Source organism: Microbacterium sp. KSW4-4, from assembly GCF_023091185.1.
GTDB lineage: Bacteria > Actinomycetota > Actinomycetes > Actinomycetales > Microbacteriaceae > Microbacterium > Microbacterium paraoxydans.
This window is the reverse complement of sequence record NZ_JAHWXJ010000002.1, coordinates 1,333,243-1,357,842: the sequence shown is the minus strand read 5'-3', so window position 1 is coordinate 1,357,842 and position 24,600 is coordinate 1,333,243. Positions and strand designations below refer to the sequence as shown.

At 70.8% G+C, this 24,600-nt stretch carries 18 protein-coding genes; 6 read left to right on the top strand and 12 right to left on the bottom strand.

Annotated features, from left to right (window positions below; translation table 11 throughout):
* Positions 1-4: 4 nt before the first annotated feature.
* On the bottom strand, positions 5-2,260 hold the full coding sequence (locus KZC57_RS16015) for a cation-translocating P-type ATPase (RefSeq protein ID WP_247642175.1): 2,256 nt from the start codon (positions 2,258-2,260) through the stop codon (positions 5-7).
* Positions 2,260-2,469 carry a heavy-metal-associated domain-containing protein gene (locus KZC57_RS16010; RefSeq protein WP_060921631.1) on the bottom strand — a complete coding sequence of 70 codons (210 nt, stop codon included), beginning with the start codon at positions 2,467-2,469 and terminating at the stop codon, positions 2,260-2,262. The genes KZC57_RS16015 and KZC57_RS16010 overlap by 1 nt, the downstream gene beginning before the upstream one ends.
* Positions 2,470-2,625: 156 nt before the next feature.
* Here KZC57_RS16010 and KZC57_RS16005 point away from each other — a divergent pair, with 156 nt between their 5' ends.
* Positions 2,626-3,558 (top strand): HAD family phosphatase, encoded by a 933-nt coding sequence (locus KZC57_RS16005; RefSeq protein ID WP_060921620.1) that lies wholly within the window; start codon positions 2,626-2,628, stop codon positions 3,556-3,558.
* Positions 3,559-3,577: 19 nt separating this feature from the next.
* Here the strand turns inward: KZC57_RS16005 and KZC57_RS16000 are convergent, their stop codons facing one another.
* The 5 genes from KZC57_RS16000 to KZC57_RS15980 all read right to left on the bottom strand — a co-directional run bounded on the left by KZC57_RS16000 (position 3,578) and on the right by KZC57_RS15980 (position 9,081).
* Entirely contained in the window at positions 3,578-4,462 is an 885-nt protein-coding gene (locus KZC57_RS16000) for a formylglycine-generating enzyme family protein (protein WP_374206619.1), read from the bottom strand.
* Positions 4,463-4,505: 43 nt separating this feature from the next.
* Positions 4,506-6,839 (bottom strand): arylsulfatase, encoded by a 2,334-nt coding sequence (locus tag KZC57_RS15995; RefSeq protein ID WP_105949595.1) that lies wholly within the window; start codon positions 6,837-6,839, stop codon positions 4,506-4,508.
* Between the two features lie 80 nt (positions 6,840-6,919).
* The gene (locus tag KZC57_RS15990) at positions 6,920-8,266 is read right to left on the bottom strand and encodes a hypothetical protein (RefSeq protein WP_060921623.1); all 1,347 of its coding nucleotides are present in this window, start codon (positions 8,264-8,266) and stop codon (positions 6,920-6,922) included.
* Positions 8,267-8,294: 28 nt separating this feature from the next.
* On the bottom strand, positions 8,295-8,645 hold the full coding sequence (locus tag KZC57_RS15985; RefSeq protein WP_060921624.1) for an SHOCT domain-containing protein: 351 nt from the start codon (positions 8,643-8,645) through the stop codon (positions 8,295-8,297).
* A 1-nt stretch (position 8,646) separates the two neighbouring features.
* Positions 8,647-9,081: a DUF6325 family protein gene (locus tag KZC57_RS15980; RefSeq protein WP_105950779.1), complete on the bottom strand. Its 435-nt coding sequence runs from the start codon at positions 9,079-9,081 to the stop codon at positions 8,647-8,649.
* Between the two features lie 141 nt (positions 9,082-9,222).
* Here KZC57_RS15980 and KZC57_RS15975 point away from each other — a divergent pair, with 141 nt between their 5' ends.
* Positions 9,223-9,651 (top strand): DUF6325 family protein, encoded by a 429-nt coding sequence (locus KZC57_RS15975; RefSeq protein ID WP_144880914.1) that lies wholly within the window; start codon positions 9,223-9,225, stop codon positions 9,649-9,651.
* A gap of 13 nt (positions 9,652-9,664) precedes the next feature.
* On the opposite strand, the gene KZC57_RS15970 is transcribed toward KZC57_RS15975, so the two are convergent.
* Positions 9,665-12,172, bottom strand: a complete 2,508-nt coding sequence (locus KZC57_RS15970; RefSeq protein ID WP_247642173.1) for a LuxR C-terminal-related transcriptional regulator — start codon at positions 12,170-12,172, stop codon at positions 9,665-9,667.
* Between the two features lie 118 nt (positions 12,173-12,290).
* Entirely contained in the window at positions 12,291-12,914 is a 624-nt protein-coding gene (locus KZC57_RS15965) for a hypothetical protein (RefSeq protein WP_105949593.1), read from the bottom strand.
* Between the two features lie 130 nt (positions 12,915-13,044).
* Here KZC57_RS15965 and KZC57_RS15960 point away from each other — a divergent pair, with 130 nt between their 5' ends.
* From KZC57_RS15960 to KZC57_RS15945, 4 genes are all read left to right on the top strand, one after another.
* Positions 13,045-14,172, top strand: a complete 1,128-nt coding sequence (locus KZC57_RS15960; RefSeq protein ID WP_105950777.1) for an AI-2E family transporter — start codon at positions 13,045-13,047, stop codon at positions 14,170-14,172.
* 120 nt (positions 14,173-14,292) lie between these two features.
* Positions 14,293-15,972, top strand: coding sequence for a SulP family inorganic anion transporter (locus tag KZC57_RS15955; RefSeq protein ID WP_105949592.1), 1,680 nt, complete (start codon positions 14,293-14,295; stop codon positions 15,970-15,972).
* Complete coding sequence (locus KZC57_RS15950; RefSeq protein ID WP_105949591.1) at positions 15,973-16,644, top strand: GAP family protein; 672 nt, start codon at positions 15,973-15,975, stop codon at positions 16,642-16,644. It abuts the gene before it with no gap.
* A gap of 121 nt (positions 16,645-16,765) precedes the next feature.
* Positions 16,766-19,108 (top strand): arylsulfatase, encoded by a 2,343-nt coding sequence (locus KZC57_RS15945; RefSeq protein WP_247642172.1) that lies wholly within the window; start codon positions 16,766-16,768, stop codon positions 19,106-19,108.
* Positions 19,109-19,130: 22 nt separating this feature from the next.
* On the opposite strand, the gene KZC57_RS15940 is transcribed toward KZC57_RS15945, so the two are convergent.
* The 3 genes from KZC57_RS15940 to KZC57_RS15930 form a co-directional block, all read right to left on the bottom strand.
* Positions 19,131-21,809, bottom strand: a complete 2,679-nt coding sequence (locus tag KZC57_RS15940; protein WP_281732482.1) for a LuxR C-terminal-related transcriptional regulator — start codon at positions 21,807-21,809, stop codon at positions 19,131-19,133.
* The gene (locus KZC57_RS15935) at positions 21,806-22,786 is read right to left on the bottom strand and encodes an FUSC family protein (protein WP_247642170.1); all 981 of its coding nucleotides are present in this window, start codon (positions 22,784-22,786) and stop codon (positions 21,806-21,808) included. Before KZC57_RS15935 ends, KZC57_RS15940 begins: the two co-directional genes overlap by 4 nt.
* 126 nt (positions 22,787-22,912) lie before the next feature.
* Complete coding sequence (locus KZC57_RS15930; RefSeq protein ID WP_060923044.1) at positions 22,913-24,562, bottom strand: SulP family inorganic anion transporter; 1,650 nt, start codon at positions 24,560-24,562, stop codon at positions 22,913-22,915.
* Positions 24,563-24,600 lie beyond the last annotated feature (38 nt).

Sequence of the window (24,600 nt, the reverse complement as noted above, 5' to 3'; positions counted from 1 at the left end):
TCGTTCACGGGGTGTCCACCGCCCTGCTGCGGAAGGACCGCAGGCGGAGGCTGTTGCCGACGACGAAGACGCTGGAGAACGCCATCGCCGCACCGGCGAGCATGGGGTTGAGCAGGCCGAGCGCCGCGAGCGGGATGGCTGCGACGTTGTAGGCGAACGCCCAGAACAGGTTGCCCTTGATCGTGCCGAGCGTGCGGCGGGACAGGCGGATCGCGTCGGCCGCGCTGCGGAGGTCGCCGCGGACGAGCGTGATGTCGCTGGCCTCGATCGCCGCGTCGGTCCCGGTCCCCATCGCCAGCCCGAGGTCCGCCTGGGCGAGGGCCGCGGCGTCGTTCACGCCGTCTCCCACCATCGCGACGACCTTTCCTTCGCCCTGGAGCCGGCGCACCACGTCGACCTTGTCCTGGGGCAGCACCTCGGCGATCACCTCGGTGATCCCCACCTCGCGGGCGATCTGCTCGGCCACCGCACGGTTGTCTCCCGTGAGCAGGACAGGCGTCAGTCCCAGCGCCCGGAGCTGCGCCACCGCCTCCGCGCTCGTGGCCTTGACCGTGTCGGCGACGACGAGCACCCCGCGGGCACGACCGTCCCAGCCCACCGCGATCGCAGTCTTGCCCTGGGCCTCCGCCTCGGCCTTGACCGCAGCCAGCCCCGCGGACAGGTGCTGCGACCAGTCGGCGAGCAACGAGGCGCGTCCCACGACGACGGCGTGGCCGTCGACGATGCCCTGGACGCCCCTGCCCTCGACGTTCGCGAACTCCTCGACGCTCGGCAGGGCGCCGAGCTCCCGGGTGGCCGCGGCCGCCACTGCCTGCGCGATGGGGTGCTCGGAAGCGTCCTCGAGGGCACCGGCGAGCCGCAGCAGCTCCTCGCGCTGCACGCCGTCGTCGGTGTGCACCGCCGTCAGCGTCATGCGACCGGAGGTGACGGTGCCCGTCTTGTCGAGCACGACCGTGTCGACCTTCCGGGTCGACTCCAGCACCTCGGGCCCCTTGATGAGGATGCCCATCTGGGCACCGCGACCGGTGCCGACGAGGAGGGCGGTCGGCGTGGCCAGGCCCAGTGCGCAGGGGCACGCGATGATGAGCACCGCGACCGCGGCGGTGAAGGCGGCGGACGCCGGGAACCCGGCTGCCAGCCACACTCCCAGCGTGCCGAGGGCGATCACGATCACGATCGGCACGAAGATTCCGGAGATGCGGTCCGCGAGGCGCTGCACCTCGGCCTTCCCGGTCTGCGCCTCCTCCACGAGCCGCGCCATCTGGGCGAGCTGGGTGTCTGCGCCGATGCGGGTCGCACGCACCACCAGGCGTCCTCCGGCGTTCACCGTGGCGCCGGTGACGGCATCGCCGGGACCGACCTCCACGGGCACCGACTCGCCGGTCAGCATCGAGGCATCGACCGCGGACGTGCCGCTGACCACCACGCCGTCGGTGGCGATCTTCTCCCCCGGGCGCACGACGAACTCGTCCCCGACCCGGAGCTCGCTCGTCGGGATCCGGGTCTCGACGCCCTGCCGGAGTACCGCGACCTCCTTCGCTCCGAGCTCCAGCAGCGCCCGGAGCGCCGCACCGGCCTGCCGCTTGGAACGCTTCTCGAAGTAGCGCCCGGCGAGGATGAACGTGGTCACCCCCGCCCCGACCTCGAGGTAGATGTTCCCGGCACCGTCACTGGGTGCGACGGTGAACTCGAAGGGGTGCGTCATGCCGGGCATTCCGGCGGTACCGAAGAACAGCGCGTACAACGACCACAGCAGAGCGGCGATCGTGCCCATCGAGATGAGCGTGTCCATCGTGGCCGCACCGTGCCGGAGGTTGATCCACGCCGCCTTGTGGAACGGCCACGCCGCCCACACGATCACGGGACCCGCGAGCGCGAGCGACAGCCACTGCCAGTACGTGAACTGGAGCGCCGGGATCATCGCCATCGCGATGACCGGGACGGTGAGCACGACGGACGCGATCAGCCGGTGACGCAACGCCGTGAGCTCCGGATCCGGCTCCTCGCCGTCGGACTCCGCACCCGCGGGAGCGGGAGGCACGGGGACGACGGCGGTGTATCCGGTCTTCTCGACCTCGGCGATGAGCAGGGCGGTGTCGATGCCCGCGGGCACCGTGACGCTCGCCTTCTCGGTCGCGTAGTTCACGGTGGCGGTGACGCCGTCGAGACGATTGAGCTTCTTCTCGATCCGCATCGCGCACGACGCGCAGGTCATGCCGCCGATCTCCAGCTCCACGCTGGTCGCGGACGGGGTGTCCATCAGGACCGGACCGCCTGGTAACCCGCCTCGTCCACGGCGGCCAGCACGGCCGCGTCGTCGACGGGGGCGGAGCTGCGCACCACGAGCTTCCCGCTCTGTGCGCTCACATCGATACCCTCGATACCGGGGATGCGCGACACCTCGCCGCGGATCGCCATCTCGCAGTGGCCGCACGTCATTCCGGTGACCTGGTACTCGCTCGTGCTCATCATGCTTCCTTTCCTCGGGATACCCCCCTGGGGTACTCCTTCGGCACAACCCTATACCCTGCGAGGGTATTCCCGCACGCCCGGTCGCAGCGGGACTCGTCCGCTCCGGGTGAGGGACGCTCGGCATCCGACGCCACGCCTGGGAGGATCGCGGTCATGGACTCCTCACCTCTGTCTTCCTGGCGGGACACCGGCACGCGGCGCACGATCGAGGCGTTCGTCGCCGCCGTGACGGAGGGCCCCGACCCCGTCCCCGTCGACGAACGCATCGCCGTGTTCGACAACGACGGCACTCTCTGGTCGGAGAAGCCCATGCCCACCCAGCTGCACTACGTCGTCGAGCGCTGGCGCGAGGAGGCGACCCGTGACCCCTCCCTGGCCGACCGGCAGCCCTACCGCGCCGCGGTCACCGGTGACCTCGCCTGGCTCGGCACCGCGATCGACAAGCACTACGCCGGCGACGACTCCGACCTCGGCGTCATCATCCACGCGCTCCTGGGGCTGACCGACGGGGTGAGCGTGGAGGACTACGCCCGTTCGGTCACGGAGTTCTACCGCACCGCGCAGCACCCGCTCCTCGGTCGCTCCTACGCCGAATCGGTGTACCGCCCGATGGTCGAGCTGCTGCGGTATCTCGAGAGCCACGGCTTCACCTGCTACATCGTGTCGGGCGGCGAGCGCGACTTCATGCGACCGATGACCCAGGCGAACTACGGCATCCCTCCCGAGCGCGTGATCGGCTCGGCGCTCGGACTCGCCTACGACGAGAAGGATGCCAGCGTCCGCTACTCCTCCGCCCTCGCCTTCTTCGACGACGGGCCGGAGAAGCCGGTGCGGATCTGGAGTCGGATCGGCCGGCGCCCGCTCCTGGCGGCCGGCAACTCGAACGGCGACATGCCGATGCTCGACTTCGCGCACGGCGGCCCTCGGCCCGGACTCGCACTGCTGATCCATCACGACGACGCCGACCGCGACGACACGCCCTACGACACGGGAGCGGAGCAGGCCCTCCACGCAGCCGCCGACCGCGGGTACACCGTGGTGAGCGTCCGCGACGACTGGGCGTCCCTGTTCCCCGACCCCGTCTGAGTCGGGGAACTCCGGGCGGTCAGAGGGCGCAGCGGAAGCCGATGTGGGTCATGGCGGTGTCCTCCGCCTGCGCCGATCGCGCCGCGGGGCGGTAGCGGAGGCAGTACTCCGGAGCGCACAGGTGCGATCCCCCCTTGAGAACGCGGCGCGGGATGGGCGACCCGGGTTCGGAGGACAGCAGGCTCGCTCGATGCCCCGCCTCCACGCCCACGGCTCCCGGCGGCACGTGCCGGTGCGTCCAGTAGTCCGCCGTCCACTCCCACACGTTGCCGATCATGTCGTGCAGGCCGTAGCCGTTGACGGGGAACGAGGCCACCGGAGCGGTGCCGATCCACCCGTCGGCACCGTCGTTCCGGTACGGGAAGGCGCCCTGCCACGTGTCCGCCATGAGGGTGCCGCCCGGCTTTGTCTCCTCCCCCCAGGCGAAGCGGGCGCCGACGAGGCCACCGCGCGCCGCCCATTCCCACTCCGCCTCGGTGGGAAGGCGCCGGCCCGCCCACGAAGCGTAGGCGACGGCATCGGGGTACGCGACCTGCACGACCGGATGATCGAGGCGGTCGTCGATCGACGAGGCCGGTCCGAACGGCTGGCGCCACGACGCACCGGGCTCCCACCGCCACCACTGCCGCCAGTCGCGCAGGTCGACGGGGCCTCGGGTCGGCGTGAACACCATGGCGCCGGGGACGAGGTCGTCCGGATGCACGCCGGGGTAGTCGGCGGGGTCCATCGGCCGCTCGGCGATCGTGATGTAGCCGGTGTCCTCGACGAACGCGGCGTACTGGCGGTTCGTCACGGGGTGTTGATCGAGCGCGAACGCTTCCACACGCCGTTCGTGGACGGGGCCTTCCTCCGGGTAGAACTCGTCCGACCCCATGAGGAGCGTTCCGCCGGGGACCTCGATCATCGCCGTCATGCCCTCATGCTAGGCCGCCACCCCCTGCGTTCGGTCACTCGCGCGACAGCATCGCGGCCGCCTCAAGCTCCATATCGAGATACTGCTCCGTGCTCACGTCCACCGCCACGCCCAGGAGCTTGCCGCCGGTGAACGGGAACGGATTGCGGTACTGCGCGCTGACCGGGTCGGCGCTGTCCCACCCGACGCAGAGTCCGTCGCCGCAGAGCGTGAACTTCCCGACCTGCGCCCGCATCGGACCGGACGCCACCGCACGATCATCGACGTACAGCGTGGTCGTGCCGACGGACTCGCCGTGCTCCCCCGCTCCCTCGCGCACGAACTCCACACCAAGAGTGTGCGGGCCGGGGGTGAGCTCCTCCGAGGTGAACGACTGCTCCGGCGGGATGCCGAGGAAGTTGTACACGTAGACCAGTCTGTTGTCCTTGAGGAACAGCGAATGCCCGCCGAAGCGGGAACCGTGCGCGAAGATCACACCCTCGGCGCCCTCGTCGAGGACGGCATCGGCGATGATCTTGTAGGAGCGCCCTCGGACGTTCACCGCGACGCTCTCCGGCACCGCCGCGGTGCCGGGGAAGTACACATACCGTCCCCGCGGCGGCTCCGCCTGCGGACGCTCCACGTTCAGCAGGTCACGGGCCGAGCGGTCGTCGAGCGGAAGGGCGAAGTTCGCCTCCGCCTCTGCGAACCACGCAGCGATGAGCTCCTGCAGCTTCTCCGGGTGCGTCCCGGCGAGGTCGTTCGACTCGGAGCGGTCCTCGTCCACGTGGTACAGCTCCCACACGTCGTCGTCGAAGTGGCCCTTGCCGCTCAGCGGCGCGTGCACGGCCGCGGCCTTCCAGCCATCCTTCCAGATGCCCCTGGTGCCGAGCATCGAGTAGTACTGCACGCTCTTCTGCGTCGGTCCGTCCGGCGCCGCGTCGAAGGACGACTTCATCGAGACGCCGTCGAGCGGTCGCTGCGGCACCCCGCGGTACGTCTCCGGCATCGCGATGCCGATCACGTCGAGCACCGTCGCCACGACGTCCACCGAGTGGTGGTACTGGTGGCGCAGCTCACCCTTCGCCGCGATCCCCTTCGGCCAGTGGACGACCATCGGGTCGCAGGTGCCCCCGGAGTACTGGGAGTAGCGCTTGAACATCTGGAACGGCGTGGAGAACGCGGCCGCCCACCCGGTCGGATAGTGGTTGTAGGTGTCGGCCGAGCCGAGCGTGTCGATCATCGCGAGGTTCTCGGCAAGATCGTCGGGGTACCCGTTGAAGAACTTGTTCTCGTTCACGGAGCCGTCCGGCGATCCCTCCCCCGAAGCGCCGTTGTCGGCGCAGTAGAAGATGATCGTGTTGTCCAGCTGGCCTGTCTCCTCCAGATAGTCCACGATCCGACCGACCTGGGCATCCGTGTACTCGGAGAAGCCGGCGAAGACCTCGGCCATCCGCGCGAACAGCCTCCGTTCGTCGTCGTTCAGCTCCGCCCACGGGCGCACGTAGTCGGCCGGGTTCGCCGCCTCGTCCGGCAACGGGTTGAACGGCGTCATCTGCGTGCCCTCCGGCAGCACGCCCTTCTCGATCATGCGGGCGAGCACCCACTCGCGATACGCGTCGTAGCCGTCGTCGAACGCCCCCTTGTACTTGTCGATGTACTCCTGCGGCGCGTGGTGCGGGGCGTGGTTCGCGCCCGGGCAGAACCACATGTACCACGGCTTCGAGGGGTTCGAGGCCTGCTGGTTCCGGATCATCGCAAGTGCCTGGTCGGCGAGGTCCTTCGACAGGTGGTATCCCTCCTCCGGGCTGTACGGCTGCTCGATGAAGTGGTTGTCCTCCACGAGGTCGGGGTACCAGTTGTTGGTCTCGCCCCCGAGGAAACCGTAGAAGCGGTCGAACCCGAGCTGCAGCGGCCACATCGAGCGGCTGCCCCCCGGCGCGATGTCCTCCTCCGGGACGTTGTGGTCTTTGCCGAGCCAGAACGTGCTGTACCCGTTCTCCTGCAGCACCTGCCCGATCGTGGCGCACTCCGCGGGGAGCCGCCCCGCGAAGCCGGGGAAGCCGTTCGTGCCCTCCATGATGACGCCCGCGCGGTTGACGTGGTGGTTGCGCCCCGTGAGCATGGTGGACCGCGTCGGGGAGCACAGCGCCGTGGTGTGCCACTGCGTGTAGGTGAGACCCCCGGCGGCCAGACGGTCCATCGTCGGCATCGCGATGCGGCCGCCGTACGGCGACCAGGAGGCGAGCCCGGTGTCGTCGTACAGCACCACGAGGACGTTCGGCGCGCCGTCCGGTGCCTTCCGCAGCTCGTACGGCGACCAGTCGGGACGGGAGTCGCGGACGTCCAGCGTGATCTCGCCCGAGAAGTCTGCGTTGAATTCCGACATCGTCTCTCCTTCGTTCAGGGCGCGTCCGCGCTCTCTTCGGCCCGAGTCTTCCGACCCCACGCGCATGCCGACAGCGGCCCTCACCCGCGCAGGGTGATCTCCGCGTCGTGCGCGTCCTCGACGACGGCGGCGTCCTGCTCCTCCGGCGCCGTGGCGGGGCCTGGCCGTCGCAGCAGCTCCACGAGGATCGTGAGCACGAGCACGCCGATCGCCACACCGAGGACGGCACCGAAGGTCACGGGACGCGTCGCCAGGAGGATGAGCACCCCGATCGCCATCCCGGCGATGAGGATCGCACCGCGATAGCGGTCGACCGCCCGCCCGAACCGCCCGGAGGAGATCCCCCGTGCCTCGGCTGCCTCGCGAAGCGCCCCGAACCCGCTCTCCGTGACGCCGCGCACCGTCCGGGCGCTGCGGCTCGATCCGGCGAGCCACGCCCAGAGTGCGATGAGGACCCCGACCAGAGCGAGCGCGACGATGGTGGAGCCGAGGAGCGCGGTGAGCTGATCGAAGAGGGACTCGGCCGCCGCGGCCGTCATGATCGACGGACTGACGGCGCTGACGAAGAACCCGCGTCCGATCCCCATCCCGGCGGCGAGGAGGAGGAAGACGACGGCGAACCCGGCGCTCGTCCAGAACAGCGCCCGCGGCCGGTTCACCGCGAGCAGCACCCCGAGGACGACGAGGCCGAGCACGACCCACGGCAGCCAGAAGCCCGCCGTCACCGCGATCTGATAGACCGTGCGGACCAGCACCAGCGCGTCGGTCTGCACCACCGGGATGGTGCGATCGACCACCGGGATGAGGTCGGCGACCCCGGCCCCGCGTTCGGCCAGAGCCTCCTTGACGCGTTCGACGACCGCCCCCACGTCCACCGAGAGCACCCCGTCGTCGCTGAGGTCCAGCGCGGTGCCTGGCTCGTCCTGCAGGATGGCGACGGCGCGCTCATGGGTGAAGCGCAGCGTCTCCGCCCAGATGTCGGCGAACTGCCGCGAGGACACGACCTCGTGCACGACGCCGTCGATCAGGGACGACAGGCCGGAGGCGGCCGGCGCTTCCAACAGCCCGAGGGCGGCGGTGGCGCGCGGCGGGAGGTCGAGGGCACGCAGGCCGTCGAAGAGCTCGCCGACCACCGCATCCAGGTCGACCTGCTCGTCGATGGCGGCCGTCACCTGATCGGCGACGAAGTCCTGTACGTCCGGATCCTCGGCCAGCGGGGCGAAGGTCGCGACGAACCGGTCCGCGTCGACGAGCTGCAGCCGCGCCCACGTCCCCATCGCCGCGATCGGCGCGAGGAGCACGGCGACCACGAGCGCGATCCCGGCGATGATGCTGCGGGCCGAGATCCGGCGTCGGGGGCGTCGGAGCGCCTCGTTCTCCTGCTCCAGCGCACGCAGCCGTGCCCGCAGGTCATCGATCTCGCTCATCGCGGCCTCGTCTCGATCGTCGCGACGCTCAGCTCAGCAGCTTCTGCTTCGCGGCGGCGAACTCCTCGTCCGTCAGCACCCCGGAGGCCTTCAGCGATCCGAGCTCCTGCAGCTTGGCGATCAGGTCGTCCGCCGCTGCGGGCGGCGCGGCCGGCGGGCTCGTCGGCGGCGCATACTGCGCCGCCGCGGTGCGGGCCGCATCGTCCATCTGGGCCTGTTGCTGGGCGGCCTCGTACTGCTGCTGCTCGTACTCGCTCTGTGCGCGGCGCTCCTGGTGCCGCATGGCGGCTCCCTGCACCGCGGTCGCCGTCCCGGCGACCACCGCGGTCCGCGCGGCGAGACCGATGAGCCCCGGCCGGCCGAATCTCCGCAAGGGCATGTCATTCACCTTCCTGTTCGAGGATGTCCATCACCGCGTTCACGACGGGTGCCGGAACGCGCTCGCTGCGCAGCACCTGGCCTCCCGCGGCGGCCACATCCTGGGCGAGGGTCCGCGCGAACAGGAGCTCCAGGACCACGACCGCCGCCGACCGTCCCGGCGGCACGACCTCCGCCAGGGCGCGCACGTCGTCCTCGCTCGCGAGCCCGGCGACGATCGGCTCGAGGCCGTCGAGGACGGCAGCCCCGTCGTCCTCCTCCACCTCGAGGATGTCGAGATCCCCGTCCGCCGTCCGTGTCACCAGCACGAGGTCCAGCACGCGCACCACGCCCTTCGACACCAGGTCGGTCAGTGCGCCGAACGTGGACGGATCCGGCCGATCACCGTCGAAGCCCACGAGATAGAACTCGACGGGCCCGAATCGGAACTCCTTCATGTCGCCACCCTTCATCCGCGGTCCAGAATGGCACCGCCATCGTCGCCCGCGCGCCGGTCCTCACCCGCTTCGGGTGAGGATTCGGGCCTCCATCTCCGTGCGGCTGTCACGATCGGAGGACGCGACGAATCGAGGGTGGCCATGAGGAGCCGGGTGCTGGGAGACGTGGCGTTCATCGTGGTCGAGCTGCGCAGCGCACACCCGGGACCGCCCGTCCTGGAACCGCTGCTGCGTCAGGTCGAGGACGGCACGCTGCGCGTGCTCGACTTCCTCGTCGTGCGCCGCGATGCCGTCGAGGGGCACCGCATCACGGAGGTCGACGGCGACGACTTCTCGCTCGCCGGCCTGCCCCTGTACGCACCGGGCCTGATCTCCCTCGACGATGTCCGGCATTTCCTCCCGTGGGTGCCTCCCGGCGCCGTCGCCGCCGTCATCCTCGTCGAACAGCGCTGGGACGTCCGCTTCATCCGCGAGGTCGAGGACGCCGGGGACCGGATCCTGGCGACGCAGGCGATCCCCTCCGCGGTCGCGAACGCCGCCCTCGTCGCCACCCTCGGTGGGAGCCCCTGACGCCCGCGCCTGCTCACACGGTCGCGTGGACGGCCTCCCGCCGGGACGAGACCCCGAGCTTGCGGTAGATCGCGCGTTGATGCGTCTTCACGGTGTTCACCGAGACGCGCAGTTCCTGGGCGATCTCCGGCAGTGTGCGTGCGGTCTGCATCTGGTGGAAGACGTCGCGTTCCCGCTCCGACAGCCGATCGGTCACAGAGCCGACCGCGTCGACCGCGAGGCACCTCTCGATGAACCCCTCGAACTGCGTGCCGTGGTGCACGTGCGCCTGCAGCAGCCGGCGCACCGCGACCTCACGCGGACCGAAGAGCACGACGAGGTTCTCCGCTGACGCGACCGCGAGGGCGGCCTCGCACAGGTCATGCGCGTCCTCCTGGTGCCCCGTCGCCCTCCGGAGCGCGGCCGCGGTGATCAGCGTGGCGGCTTTGACGTACGACAGCTCGGACGCACCCCGCAGCGATCGCAGCATCTCCAGCGCCGCAGCGTGCTCCTCGGCGCGACGCAGGATCCCGGACAGGGCGACGCCCACGAGCGGCAGGTCGGTGCCGCCCGCATACTTCATCGCGATCCGCAGCGCCCGCTCCCTCCGCCCCACCGCCTCTTCGAGCAGGGCCACCGACGACTCCCGGAACGCCGGCCACGCGACCCCCTGCACGACGTCGATGGGGAGCTCCTGCACGCTGATGGCCGCTCGGCGGCAGATCCCGGGGTCTCCCGTGAGCGCGGCCGCATAGGCGCCCATCATGCGTGCATGCCCGGCCAGATCGCGGCCGGACGCGGCTTCCTCGCGTGCCGCGTCGAAGATCCGGACCGCCTCCTCCGCCTCGCCCGACCAGTACGCGACCCACCCCGCGGCGGCCACGGCGCTTCCTCGCGCGAAGGTGTTCCGCGGAGGAAGAGCCTCACGGGTGCTCTCGGCCTCGGCGAGCACGGCCGCGGCCTCCGTGAGTCGGCCGGACGTGGCGAGGCCGTAGGCGAGATGTCCGACGGCGCGGGACGTGAGCTCCCGATCACCGGCCTGCCTCGCCTCGCGCGCCGCCGCCGAGAAGTACTCGATCGCGAGGTCCGGCGATTCTCGATTGCGCAGCGCGGTCCACCCCAGCAGATGGTTGAGCGCCACCCGGCCGCCGTACATCCTGTCGTCCTCGGCATCCAGCAGCGCGCGGATCTCCGCACCGGACACCGCCACCTCGACGGACGACTCGGCGAGCAGCAGGCGGACGATGAGCAGGACGGCGGGGTCGGCCTGCCCCGGCGTGCGATCGAGGAGGGCCTCGGCCCGTCGACACAGCTCCCGGGCGACGCGATGGTCCCCGAGGACGTCGCTGGCTCCGGCCCGTACGAGCAGCAGGTGCGGATCGTCCGGGTTGTCGCGGAGGAGCGTCGTCGCCGTCCGCTCCACGTCGACGGCCGAGGAGCCGACCACGAGGCCCAGCCAGTGCCGGAGGAGGATGGCCCTGGCGCCCGCCGGATCCCCGGCGCGCCGCGCATGCGTCACGGCGGCGATCGGATCCGTGTGCTCCAGAGCACGAGCGGCCCGGCGGTGCACCGTGGCGAAACGCGCCGCATCCGTCCGCGCGAGGTCGGCGCACCGACGCGCGAACGCGGGGTGCCAGCGGTAGGTCGGGCCCTCCGGGCCGTCGAACCGGTCGAGGAACAGTCCGAGCCGGACGCAGGTCTCCAGGAGGTCGGCGGCGTCGTCCCTCGCCGTCACCTGTGCGGCGGTGTCGGGAGTGAGCTCCGCGCAGGCCGTTCCCTCGAGGACGAAGTCCGCGAGCGCGGGCGGCAGCGCGTCCAGGACATGCTCACGGATGTACGCGCCGAGGAAGGACGAGGCCGTCGACGCCGGGCTCGACGGCAGGGAGCCGCCGACGAGGACCAGCCGCACCGCGATGGGCCACCCTCCGGTCTCGTCGCGCACCGCGGCCGCATCGAGCGCGCCGGGCGCCGATCGCGTCAGACTCCGGATCTCGTCCTCCGAGAACCGGAGGGTGTCCACACCGACGAAGGCTCCCGGATGCATCAGGCGATGGCGGGACAGGGTGACCTCGATCAGGGTCGTCCCCACCAGGAGGAGCCGCAGCCCGTCCGGAGGCTGGTCGGCCAGCATCCCGAGGAGACCATCGCCCCAGGCCTCCCCGGCACGGTGGGCATCGTCGACGACGAGGTACACCGGGTGCTCGGCGTCCTGGAACGCCGCGCATATCTGCCGGTAGGCGCGCATCGGATCCTCGATGTCCCGCGGCGCGGCGAACACGCGCCCCGCACGCTCCGCCGCGAGCGCCAGCGCGTTCAGGACGCCGGCGGTCAGCAGTGCGGGGTCGTCGTCGGACGCGCTCAGCGCGAGCCAGGCGACGTCGTCGCGCGATGACGCCCAGGCAGCGACGGCGGTGGTCTTCCCATAGCCGCTGGGCGCGCTGAGGACCGTCACCCCGTCGGCATCGATGGCAGCCGCGATCGCCGCGGTCACACGTTCCCGCGGCACGACGCCGATGGGCGTGGCAGGCGGCCGGAAACGCATCGCCGGTCCCGGCCTCGTGGAACGTACGGGAGGCGACATGGCAACACGAAACCACGCGTCCGCGCGCCCTTCCAGAGCACCGGCGCGCAATCACCCGGATGAAAGTGCTCTCTCGGGGTCAGATCTTGATCGGGAAGGTGGCGAGCAGGACGACGCCGGTCACCGCGATGACGCCGCTGAGTGAGAAGAACACCGTGCGCCGCCACAGGGCGTGTTGATTCTGCGAGAGCGCGGCGAAGAACAGCACGAGCGCGAAGAGGACCGTCAGGAGGGAGTAGTCGTCGCCCCGCTGGTTGTTGCGCAGGGCGTCGGCGAAGCGCGCGTCGGCCCCGGCGGAGAGCTCCTCCGCCTCCCGTGCTCCGGGCGGGACGTACTCGTCCATCACGAACGGCCCCCGTTCGCTCCTGCCGTCCGCCACCCAGGCGTCGAAGGCGACGGCGAACTCGTCGGTGAACCGCTGTTCCACGAACTCGACGAGGTCGTCTCGCCCGTCCGCCTCGGCGAGCACCCACTCGGTGAAGAGGGTGAGGTCGTACTGACGTGCGGCCTGTGCGGTCGCCTGCGCCGATGCCGCCTGCACCCGCGCGGAGGACGCCTGGCTGAACGCGATGGACATCTCGCCACCCCATTTCGACGCCTCGAACCCGCACCAGGCGGTGAGCACGGCCGTCACCGCCAACAGTGACACCGTGGCGATCTCGAGGAACCGATGGGGCCTGTGGGCCTCGCTCTGCGCGTCCATCCGCTCATTGTCCGGCCCCGAGGGAGCGGGCGGTCACGCGCTCACCCGGGTCGGGTGAGCCGTCCACTCATCGACAGCCGGACCGGGCGTGCCGCGGAACGCGCGTGCGTTCGGCGGTTACGCTGGCGGCGTGACCTCGCTCCCGTCTGCTCCCGTACCCGCCGGTCCCACACCGTCTCCGGCCCTGCGGACCCTGCTGATCCTGGCGGCGAGCGCGATCGTCCTCGCGGGCGTCTCGCTGGCGCGCGAGGTCTTCGGCCCCCTGGCCCTCGCGATCGTCATCGTGGTGATCTGCGAACCGATCCGCCGTCCCTTCCAGCGCCCCGGTCGCCCCGCCTGGATCGGGACGACCGCCGTGATCGTCCTCGCCTACGTGATCCTGCTGGCGATGGCGGCGCTGCTGTGGCTCGCCGGCACCCAGTTCGCCCGACTCGTCGGCGACCTCGCGTCCCAGGACGGCCTCGTGCGCGCCGCCGATCAGGTCGTCGCCTGGCTGCAGTCCCTCGGATTGGATCAGGAGGCGGCGGATGCGGCCGCCTCGATCCTCGACCCCGAGACCCTGCTCGGTGTGGCGGGGAGTCTGGGCAGCGCGGTGCTCGGCGTCGCCACCGCCCTGTTCTTCGTCTGCGCGTACATCATCTTCCTCGCCGCGGACGCTGCCCGGTATCGCACGGCTCCTGCCCTCTTCGGCGCCACGCACGGCCCCGCCCTGCAGCGCATCGCCCGGCTGCAGACGGGGGTCCGTCGCTACTATGTCGTGAACGCCGCGTTCGGTGCCGTCGTGGCGGTCGTCGACGGCCTCGCGCTGTGGTGGATGGGCGTCCCCGCCCCGGTCGTCTGGGCGATTCTCGCCTTCGTGACGAACTTCATCCCGAACATCGGGTTCGTGCTCGGTCTCATCCCGCCCGCGATCCTCGCCTTCGTCGTGGGCGGCTGGCCTCTGCTGCTCGGCGTCATCGCCGTGTACTGCGTGGTCAACGTCGTGCTCCAGGTGCTCGTCCAACCCAAGTTCGTCAGCGACGCCGTCGACCTGAGCCTCACGCTGAGCTTCTTCTCCGTCATCTTCTGGACCTTCGTGATCGGGCCGCTCGGCGCCATCCTGTCGATCCCGCTGACCCTGCTCGTGCGCGCCGTCGTGCTGGAGGGCGACCCGGGGGCGACCTGGGCGCGGTGGGTCAGCGGCGACCGCACGGCCGTCCCGGAGCCGACGCCGGAGTCGTCCGCGGCGCCGACCCGGCGCCGGTTCCGCCGACGCTGACGCCGCTTCGCCGGCACCGCACCGCGAAATCACCAGGGCGAGGTTGCCCGCCGCTCTGGTCGTCGCCGTCCGACGATGCCATCGTGAAGCCGGACACCACCGGTGACGAAGGGAGAGCGCATGCCGCGTCCGCTCGCAGGTCTGACCCGACGCACCCTCGCGACCGAGCTCACCGCGGGGGTCACCCTCCTGGCGATCGCCATCCCGCTCAACATCGGATACGCGCAGATCGCCGGGCTCCCCGCGACCGCCGGGCTGTACGCACTGATCGTCCCGACCGTCGTCTACGCGCTCGTGGTGTCGTCGCGCCAGCTGGTCGCCTCCCCCGATGCCGCCGCCGCGGCGCTCGTGGCCTCCTCCATCGGCGGTCTGGCCGTCGCCGGCAGCGCCGACTACGCCACGCTCGCCCTCGCCCAGGCGATCCTCTGCGGGGGGATGTTCGTGCTGCTCGCCGTCTTCAAGCTCGGCTTCCTGGCGAATTTCCTCTCCAAGCCGATCCTCGTCGGATTCGTCGGCGGACTGGCGCTGGACATCATGGTGAGCCAGATCGCGAAGATGCTCGGGGTGAAGATCGACTCCGGAGCCGAGTTCGTGGACAAGGTCGTCGCGCTGGTGACCGGCCTCCCCTCGCTCAACGGCTGGTCCGTGCTCCTCGCCGCCTGCTCCGTCGCGGTGCTGCTCCTCGGGCAGCGCTACCTCCGTGCCGTTCCCTGGGCGCTGATCGTGCTCGTCGCCACGACCATCACGGTCGTCCTCACCGGCCTCGACGGACGGGGCGTGGATGTGCTCGGCGAGGTCCCCGCCGGCCCTCCCGCGCTCACCTGGCCGATCATCGACTGGTCGCTGTGGCTCGCTCTCGTCCCCTCCGCGATCGCCCTGACCCTCGTCACCACCGCGGAGGGTCTGCTCGTGTCGCGCTCCTACGCCGAGAAGCATCGCTACCCGTTCCACGCCAACCGGGATCTGCTGGCGTTCGGCGTCGCGAACGTCGCCGCAGGCGCGCAGGGCAGCTTCGCCGTCGGGTCCTCGACCTCGCGCACCGCGGCGATGGATCAGGCGGGCTCGCGCACACAGCTCCCCGCCCTCGTGCTCGCCGTCGGGACGCTCCTGCTGCTGCTCTTCGGCACCGCGCTGCTCGCCGACATCCCCTCGCCGGCGATCGGGGCCATCGTCGGCGTCGCGATCATCCCGCTCCTCGGCATCCGCGACTTCGTGCGGTTGTGGCGCTTGGACCGGTTCGAGTTCGTCATCGGCGCGGTCTGCTTCCTCGTGACCTTGTTCGTCGGCTCGATCGCGGGGATCGTCGTAGCCTTCGTGCTGGCCCTCATCAACCTCGCCCAACGTGCCTCCCACCCCGCCATCGACGTGCTGGAGACCTCGGGCGACCCCGGCGAGTCCCTCCTGGAGGACGCTCCTGCGGGCACGACCACGGCACCGGGGGTCATCGTCGTCCGGCTCGCGGCCCCGCTGTTCTTCGCGAACGGCGCCGTGTTCTCCGCTGCCGTCAAGGAGGCCGTCCGCGCCGCCGGCCCGGCCGCCGTCCAGCACGTCGTCATCGACATGGAAGCCGTCACCGACGTCGACGTCACGGGCGCTGAGGCCTTCCAGGCGCTGCGGGAGTGGCTGGACACGCAGTCGATCTCCCTCGCCTTCAGCCGCGTCCGGCCGAACACGCTCCGCCGCCTCCGGTCGCTGGGGATCCTCGACCGGGAACCGGTCTACGCGACCAATCGCGCCGCCATCACCGAGCTCGCGCCGACCGATGCCGCTTCGCCGGCTCCGAACAGGAAGGGCAGCTGAATGGGTGCCGTCATCGGGGAGATTCTCCCCCTCGCCGTGGGCGTCGCGATCAGCCCCGTGCCGATCATCGCCGCGATCCTCATGCTCCTGTCCCCGAAGGCACGGGTCACGAGCGTCGGATTCCTGCTCGGCTGGATCGCGGGCATCGTCGTGGCGGTCGGCCTCTTCACCCTCCTGTCGGCGGTGCTCCCCGAGGAGGATCCGGACGCCTCCCGCCCGATCCGCGGCGTCATCCAGCTCGTCCTCGGACTCCTGCTGCTGGTGCTGGCGGTGGGTCAGTGGCGCAAGCGCCCGAAAGCGGGGCAACCGGCGGCCCTGCCGTCGTGGATGAAGGCGATCGACACGATGTCGTTCGGCACGGCGCTCGGACTGGGGTTCCTGCTGTCGGCGGTGAATCCGAAGAACCTCCTCCTGGCCGCCGGAGCCGGGGTCGACATCGGCGGCGCAGCGCTCGACGGCGGATCCACGATCCTCGTGATCGCCGTCTTCACCCTGATCGGGGCGTCGACCGTGCTCGTGCCCGTCGTCGGCTACCTCGTCGCCGCCGCACGGCTGCGCGCCCCGCTCGACGCCCTGCGCGGATGGCTCGCCGCCGAGAACGCGGTCATCATGGCCGTGCTGCTGCTCGTGATCGGCGTAGCCATGATCGGCAAGGGCATCGGCAGCTTCTGAGTGCGCCGCTGCCGCGCCACGGAGATCACCCGGATGAACGCATCGCGGGACCCGTGACCCCGGCCCTGACCCGGCAGTACTGTGCGGGGAAGGCGGTTCGGCAGAGATGAAGGAGATGGACATGGCCCGTGACTTCCAGGGCAGAATCGAACTCGACGTCCGCGATTCGGAGGCCGACTGGGAGGCGTTCCTCCCGGCGAAGCCCCGCGAGGGAGCACCCAACGTGCTGGTCGTCCTCTATGACGACACCGGCATGGCGGCCTGGTCCCCGTACGGCGGACGCATCAACATGCCGACCATGGACCGCCTGGCGCAGAACGGCCTGACGTACTCGCAGTGGCACACGACGGCGCTGTGCTCCCCCACCCGCTCGACGTTCCTCACCGGACGCAACCACCACCTCAACGGCTTCGCGACGATCTCGGAGTCGTCGACCGGCTTCCCCGGCTACAACTCCCACATCCCCGACTCGAACACCACGATGGCACACGTCCTCCGTGACGCCGGCTGGTCGACGTTCTGGGTGGGCAAGAACCACAACGTCCCGATCGACGAGTGGACGGCCGGCGCGTCCAAGAAGCACTGGCCGCTGGCGCAGGGGTACGACCGCTTCTACGGCTTCATCGGCGGGGAGACCAACAACTGGTATCCCTCCCTCGCCGAGGACAACCACTACATCGACCAGCCCTACCTCCCCGAGGACGGCTACCACCTGTCGAAGGACCTCGCCGACCAGGCGCTGTCGATGATCCGCGACGTGAAGCAGACCGAGCCGGACAAGCCCTGGTACCTGTGGTTCTGCCCCGGCGCGAACCACGCGCCGCACCACGCGCCGCAGGAGTACATCGACAAGTACAAGGGCGTGTTCGACGACGGCTACGAGGCCTACCGCGAGTGGGTCCTCGCCCGGATGATCGAGAAGGGCATCGTCCCGGAGGGCACCGAGCTCACCGCGCTCAACCCGATGCCGGAGGGGACCTTCTCCCAGACCGATGAGGTGCGTCCCTGGGACTCGCTGAACGACGAGGAGAAGGCGATGTTCTCGCGCATGGCGGAGGTCTACGCCGGCTTCAGCGAGTACACGGACGCCCAGGTCGGCCGCATCGTGGACTACCTGGAGGAGTCGGGGCAGCTCGACAACACCCTCATCATCTACTGCGCCGACAACGGTGCGTCCGGCGAGGGCAGCCCGAACGGCTCCGTCAACGAGGGCAAGATCTTCGGCGGGTACCCGGACGACGAGGCCGAGAACCTCCGCCTCGTCGACAAGCTCGGCTCCCCCGACACCTACAACCACTATCCGACCGGATGGGCGGCGGCCTTCTCGACGCCCTACAAGATGTTCAAGCGCTACACGTACCAGGGCGGCGTGTGCGACCCGCTGGTGATCCACTGGCCCGCCGGCATCAATGCCCGCGGCGAGGTGCGTCATCAGTACCACCACTCCACCGACATCGTGCCGACGATCCTCGAGGCCTGCGGCGTCGAGTTCCCGGAGGTCTACAACGGCATCGAGCAGACGCCGCTCTCCGGCGTCTCGATGGCCTACTCGTTCGATGCGGCGCCGGAGGCGCCGACGGCGAAGGAGACGCAGTACTACGAGATGTTCGGACAGCGCGGCATCTGGCACGACGGCTGGAAGGCGGTCACGGTGCACGGTCCGGTCAGCGGCAAGGGGCACTTCGACGAGGACGAGTGGGAGCTGTACCACACGGACGTGGATCGCGCCGAGGCCGTCAACCTCGCCGCCGAGCATCCGGACAAGCTGGAGGAGCTCAAGGCCCTCTGGATGGAGGAGGCGAAGGCGAACGCGGTGCTCCCGCTGAACGATCTCCAGGTCATCGGCAATCCGAAGGACTTCGAGACGTTCGTCGCGATGGAGTTCCATCAGCCCGCGCCGCCGTCCGGCCGGTTCGTCTACTACCCGGGCACCAGCGAGGTGCCGGAGCGGTCGGCGGCGAACACCCACGGCGTCTCCTTCAAGATCGCCGCGGAGGTCGAGTTCACTCCGGAGACCGAGGGCGTCATCTTCGCGCACGGCTCCCGGTTCGGCGGACACGCCCTGGTGGTCAAGGACGGCCAGGTGCACTACGTCTACAACTTCCTCGGGATCCCGCCGGAGGACCGCATCTCGGGACCCGCCCCGACCTCCGGGAAGCACATCATCGGGGTCGAGTTCGTCAAGGAGGGCATGGGCGAGTACCGGGAGGGCGTCGGACCCGCGCGACTCTACATCGACGAAGAGAAGGTCGACGAGAAGCAGATCCGCACGGTCCTCGGTCACTTCTCGCTCTGCGGCGAGGGCCTGACGATCGGGCGGGACAGCGCCGACCCGGTGTCGTCCCTGTACGGCTACGGGTTCGACTTCCGCGGCGGCCACATCGCACAGGTCGTGTTCGACATCGCCGACGACGCCTATCTCGACCTGGAGGCGCACCTGGCGGCGGCCATGGCCCGCGACTGACGACCGGCGGCCGCCCAGGCCCTCAGAGCAAACCGAGGGCCTGGGCGGCCGCTGTCACGCCATCGCGATCCGAGACCCCGAGCTTGCGGTAGATGTTGCGCACATGCGTCTTCACCGTGTTCGGGGAGATGTACTCCTGCTGGGCGATCTGGCGGAGCGTGGCATTGCGGCTCAAGGCGCTCAGCACGATGCGCTCACGCTGCGTCAGCTCCTCCTCCACGAGCACACCGGCGGCGGCGAGCCGCTCCCGCACCCGATCCGCGAAGTGCGTGCGGGCTCCGGCCGTCGCCCGGGCCGCGAGCAGCCGCGACACGATCGGACCCGCCTCGGCGACGCGGCGCACGTGGTCCTCCGGCTCCGCGAGGGCGAGCGCGGTAGCGAGCGCGAGCTGCGCCCGATCCGGCTCCCCGTCGTGCACGTCGAGCTCGGCCTCGACCAGCCACGCGTCGATCATCGACGCCGGGAGCATACAGGGGATGGCGCCCTCCAGCACCGGCGCCAGCGCGCCACGGGCGATACCGTCACGGCGGTCGCGCACGGCGGCGATGGCGCGGAGCACGAGCACGTCTCCCGTGTCCCCCAGCGCATCCTCCATGTCGGCGATGAACCGGTCGCGGAGCGTCGGCTCCCCCAAGCGGTCGAAGGCGTGCACCGCGAAGGGCCCCATCATGGCGTACCAGTGCGGGGGAAGCGGGAGGTCACTCCGCGGCGTCAAGGTGTCGAGAAGCCCCACGGCCGCGTCACGGGGATCGGCGACCTGCTCGGCCGCCAACAGTGCGCGCATCCCCTGCAGGCCCCTGGCGATCGCGGTCTCCCCGCCGTCGTCGATCACCCGTGCGGCCGTCTGCAACGTCTGCACCTCCTCCAGGCTCTGCATGCCCTCGTAGGGGGCCCAGAAACGCCAGACGCGCGTCACTTCGAAGAAGGGGTTGTCCGGTTGGTCGAGCTCGTGCCAGCGGCGCTCCAGAGCGGCTCCCGCCTCGGTTGCGTCCCGGAGCCTCCCCCGGAACAGCACGCTGGTCGCGAGAACCGCCTCCGCCTGGAGCTCCGCCGCACGCGCTCCGATCGCCCTGGCGAGATCCCCGGCGAGGCGCGCCGTCGCCTCTGCCCGGTCGAGCCGTCCGCTGTAGAGTTCCGCCGTCGCAGCCTCCAGGAGCACGTAGGCATCGACCTGCTCTTCGCCGCTGAGATCGCGGAGGTCGGCACCGACGCCGTCCAGTGCCTCGGCGATCCCGCCCCGCCGGAGCGCGGTGTGCAGCTCGATCCCCTGCCGCCAGCGGCGGTCGGCGTCGGGCTCCCCCCGACCGACGGACGGGACGATCACCGCAGCCGAGGGGTCTCCGCACGACAGCTCCGCCGCTGCGATGAGCATCCGCACCGTCGGGACCACCCGCAGGATGGTCGGAAGCTCGGCCATCACCTCCCGCACCTCGTCCGCGCGGCCGTCCAGCACGAGCTGCATGCCGCAGCGCCGCAGGACTCCCGCCGTGCACGCCGTCTCCCCGCCGCGCACGGCATGCCGCAACGCGAGCAGCGGCTCATCGTGCGTCGCGAACCAGTCCGCCGCCCGGCGATGGAGCTGCTCCTCGCGGTCCGCTCCGCCCTGCCGAAGCCGGCCGAGGAGGAACTCCCGCAGCAGCGGCGGATAGTGGTAGCGGGGCGGTTCCGCGGTGTCAGGGCCGGCGAGCACGGTGAGACGGAGCAGCCGGTCGATCATGGCCGTGACCGCGCCGGCCCCCGAGAGCTCCGCGGCGAGCTCGGCGGTGAAGACCTCCGCGACCGCGGTCGCCTCCAGGAATGACCGCAGCTCGCCGTCGAGGTCTCCGAGCACCTCCTCCACGAAGTAGTCCGCGACCTCAGGCGCATCCCCCCGCAGCGGATGGGCGAGGACCGTCTGCGCCCCGGCGGCATCGAGCATCATGAGCTGCAGCCCCGTCGCCCACCCCTCGGTGCGGGAGAGCACGGAGCTGACCTCTCCCTGCGAGAGCCGGATGCCGCGGATGCGGAAGAACGCCCTGACCTCGGCCGGGTCGAACGCGAGCGCTCGGGCGTCGATCTCGAGGGCCACCCCTGCGATGCGTCGTCGCGCCAGCGGAATGGCCCTGGTCCCTCGGCCGGAGAGCACCACGTGCACGTTGCCCGGCGCGTTCTGCACGAACGTCGAGATCAGTTGCGCCGTCTCCTCGTCCTGCACGCGGTGCACGTCGTCGACGACGATGACGATGCGCCTCCTCGCTTCGGCGAGGGCTCTGGCGAGCGCCCGCGCGGCGGCCGCCGACCGCACGGACGGCACCTGTGCCAGCGCCTCCTGCAAGCCGCGATCATCGACCCTGCCCAGGGCCGCGCGGACGAGCGGCAGATCCGCCTCCCCGCGCTCCAGCGCCACCCATACGAGCTCGATGTCTGCGTGAGCGCGGAGATCCTCAGCCCATTGCGACAGCAGCCTGGTCTTCCCCGACCCTGCCGGGGCGCTCACGAGAGTGAGCGTCCACGGCCCGTCCATCGCGGCTGTCAGTCGTGAGAGCAGGCGCTCCCGACGAACCTCACCCTTCACTGCAGCAGGTGCCGCGCTCTCGCCCGTTCCCGCCGTCCACGCACTGTTCAGCACTCGAAACCCCCCGATTTCGATCTTGCTCCCCCTCGCGGGCAGTCTATTGCAAGGTGGGAGCGGTCCCGCAAGGGGAGCGCCCGTCGCGCTCATTCCGAGACGTTCGCGCGCGTCGGCCGCCGGATCGCCAGCAGCGCCGGGATCAGCGCGCCGAAGAACAGCGCCAGGGCCACGCCCAGAAGCGTCTCGAGCGTCCTCTCCAGGAAGCGCGCGGTCGGCGGCTCGGACGACGTCGACAGCAGCAACGTGAGCACGAGGAAGGTCGTGAACGCCGGCGCGACGTACCACCGGCTCTCCTGGACTGCACCGAGACAGCCCACCACGACACCGATTGCGAGCCCGATCGCCGCCCCGCTCGGAGACAGCAGGGCGAACCCCGCCGCGACCAGCGCTCCGACGAGCACCGACGCCGCCCGACCGACGCTGCGCAGGACGAGCTGGCCGCGCACCGGACGCATCACCAGCAGCACGGCGCCGGTCGCCCAGCCGACGTGCTCGACCCCGGTCGCGAAACCGATGGCGGCCGCCGTCGCGGCGGCGAGACCCAGCAGCGCCCCGTACATCAGCAAGGCTCGCCCCTTCGGCATCGATGCCGCGGCCCGCACGCCCGCCTCGTGTTCCGGCCAGAGGAGGGCGATGAGCCACGCGTACACCGAGCCGGCGACGATCGCGCCGGCCAGGAGGACTGTCGTCGTCGACAGCGGGAAGCTCAGACCGATCCCGACCATGGGCAGGACCAGGGTCAGCGCGAGCTGACCGGCGCGCTCCCGCGCGGCGAGCATGCTGGCGAGGACCGCCAGCACAGCCACGGCGAGCACGGCGAGGACCGGTACGAGCGCGAGCGTGGCACCGAGCAGGAGCCCCAGCGCGACCAGCGTCCCGAGCACGGGGATCGCCGAGCGCGCTCGTCGCCGTGCAGGAAGCCCGACGACGGCCGCCGGCAGGACCCCGATGCTCAGAGCCAGCGCGACAGCAGGATCGAACGGTGCGACCGCGATCGCGGGCACCGCGTAGAGCACGCCGAGACCGAACCGCGACCATCGCCACGTCACTCCGGCGCGTGCCGCCATGCCCGCCTCGCTCTCCGGTTCCGGCTGCGGTCGGGCCTCGTTTCCGCTGTCTCGATCGCCCCGTCGGTCTTCCGTGCCGTCAGCCTAGGCAGGCGGTGGCCGCACGTCACCGCTCATCGGCCGCGTTCACCCGGGTGAACGCGGCCGCTCCTCGCGGTCCGCCGCGGCCCGGAGCCCGGCATCGACCGCGGGGTGCACGCGTCCGGCCGCCGTCAGGGCGGAGTACCACGACGTCCGAGCCGCGACGGCCGCCGCCGCCTCCGGCACCGCCGCGAGGTGGAGCTCCACGCCGAGCTGCGCCAGCTCCCGATCGAGGGCTTCGAGGGCGTCGAGCACCGTGATGGACATCACCACCTGCTGCGGCAGTCCGAGCACGAGCGTCCGCACCGGCTCGGCCTGCGCGGCGACGGTCTGCACGATGAGCCGCTGATTGGCGAGCGCATTCGCCGTGTAGAGTCCCCGCTCGGGCTCCAGCCCGAGAGCGCTCCCCCGCCTCCCCACCACGCGGACACGGGGGATGTTAAGCTCTCGCAGCACGAGCACCAGCGTCACGACGACGCCGACAGCCACCGCGGGGAGGAGCCCCGCGGTGAGACCGATGGCCGCCACGGAGGTCGCGACCCAGAAGTCCATCCGACTGATGCGCGCCCAGCGCACGAGCTCGGGGATGTTGACGAGTCCGGCCACCGCCGTGAAGACCATCGCCGCGAGCGTCGCCTCGGGCAGCAGGCTGAGCACCGGAGCGAGGAACAACGCGACGAGGACGGCGAGCCCGACAGTGGTCAGTGTCGCCAGCTGGGAACGCGCTCCGGCACCCTGGTTGACGGCGCTCTGCGAGAACCCTCCCGCCGCGGGCATGGCCGCGAAGAAGGCACCGACCGTGTTCGCCGCGCCGGTCGCGAAGAGCTCCTGGTCGCTGTCGATCTGCGGCTCCGTCGCCTGGCGCAGGCTGCGTGCGACCGCGGCGGACTCGAGGAAGGCCATGACGGCGATCGCCAGCGCTCCCGGCACGAGCGCCGCGGCCTCGGACAGGTCCGGGATCCCCGGAACGGGAAGACCGCCGGCCACCGGGGCGATGAGGTCGACACCGAGATCATCGATCCCTCCGACCCCCACGAGCAGCATGCCGGCGGCCACGACGACGAGAGTGCCCGGGACCCGCGGAGCGAAGCGTTTGAGGAGCAGGAGTGTGGCGATGGACCCCGCCGAGAGGAGAAGCGTCGGGATGTTGACGCTGTCGAGCGCCTCGCCCACGGCGACCAGGGAGCGGATGAAGCCGTGGCCGGAGAAGTCGAAGGACTCCCCCAGGAGCTTCGGGAGCTGCCCGACGGCGACCGTCGCCCCCACCCCGATCTTCAGCCCGAGCACGGTCGCGCCGCTGATGTTCTCGACGAGGGATCCCAGCCGGCACGCCCGTGCCAACAGCAGAACCGCTCCCACCAGGAGGGTCAGCATCATGAGCGCGCCGATCGCGTCGTCTGCGCCCGCGGCGACGCCTGCCGAGACCAGCGTCGTCGCGGTGAGGGTCGCGATGGTCGATGTCGTCGAGACGCTCATCGCCCGGCTGCCACCGAGGAGGGCGTAGACGAGCATGGGGACGATGCACGTGTAGAGGCCGACCTGAACCGGGAGATTCGCAATCGTCGCGTACGCCATGGCCTGCGGAACCACGACCGCACCCGCGGAGAGGCCGGCAAGCACATCGCGTACGATCCAGCGGCGCTGGTAGCCGTCCAGAGTGCTCAGCAGCCACGGTGGTCTGTGCACTGTGCTCATGGGACTCCCTCCGCCGTCGAGGGAAGCGTACTGCCGAC

Bases quoted from the DNA above. Each gene is read 5' to 3' on its own strand.
- KZC57_RS15965 (WP_105949593.1), bottom strand. From the start codon at position 12,914: ATGGACGCGCAGAGCGAGGCCCACAGGCCCCATCGGTTCCTCGAGATC.
- KZC57_RS15950 (WP_105949591.1), top strand. From the start codon at position 15,973: ATGGGTGCCGTCATCGGGGAGATTCTCCCCCTCGCCGTGGGCGTCGCG.
- KZC57_RS15935 (WP_247642170.1), bottom strand. From the start codon at position 22,786: ATGGCGGCACGCGCCGGAGTGACGTGGCGATGGTCGCGGTTCGGTCTC.
- KZC57_RS15985 (WP_060921624.1), bottom strand. From the start codon at position 8,645: ATGCCCTTGCGGAGATTCGGCCGGCCGGGGCTCATCGGTCTCGCCGCG.
- KZC57_RS15930 (WP_060923044.1), bottom strand. From the start codon at position 24,562: ATGAGCACAGTGCACAGACCACCGTGGCTGCTGAGCACTCTGGACGGC.
- KZC57_RS15980 (WP_105950779.1), bottom strand. From the start codon at position 9,081: ATGAAGGAGTTCCGATTCGGGCCCGTCGAGTTCTATCTCGTGGGCTTC.
- KZC57_RS15990 (WP_060921623.1), bottom strand. From the start codon at position 8,266: ATGAGCGAGATCGATGACCTGCGGGCACGGCTGCGTGCGCTGGAGCAG.
- KZC57_RS15970 (WP_247642173.1), bottom strand. From the start codon at position 12,172: ATGCGTTTCCGGCCGCCTGCCACGCCCATCGGCGTCGTGCCGCGGGAA.
- KZC57_RS15940 (WP_281732482.1), bottom strand. From the start codon at position 21,809: ATGAGCGCGACGGGCGCTCCCCTTGCGGGACCGCTCCCACCTTGCAAT.
- KZC57_RS16005 (WP_060921620.1), top strand. From the start codon at position 2,626: ATGGACTCCTCACCTCTGTCTTCCTGGCGGGACACCGGCACGCGGCGC.
- KZC57_RS15955 (WP_105949592.1), top strand. From the start codon at position 14,293: ATGCCGCGTCCGCTCGCAGGTCTGACCCGACGCACCCTCGCGACCGAG.
- KZC57_RS16010 (WP_060921631.1), bottom strand. From the start codon at position 2,469: ATGAGCACGAGCGAGTACCAGGTCACCGGAATGACGTGCGGCCACTGC.
- KZC57_RS15975 (WP_144880914.1), top strand. From the start codon at position 9,223: ATGAGGAGCCGGGTGCTGGGAGACGTGGCGTTCATCGTGGTCGAGCTG.
- KZC57_RS15995 (WP_105949595.1), bottom strand. From the start codon at position 6,839: ATGTCGGAATTCAACGCAGACTTCTCGGGCGAGATCACGCTGGACGTC.
- KZC57_RS16015 (WP_247642175.1), bottom strand. From the start codon at position 2,260: ATGGACACCCCGTCCGCGACCAGCGTGGAGCTGGAGATCGGCGGCATG.
- KZC57_RS15945 (WP_247642172.1), top strand. From the start codon at position 16,766: ATGGCCCGTGACTTCCAGGGCAGAATCGAACTCGACGTCCGCGATTCG.
- KZC57_RS16000 (WP_374206619.1), bottom strand. From the start codon at position 4,462: ATGATCGAGGTCCCCGGCGGAACGCTCCTCATGGGGTCGGACGAGTTC.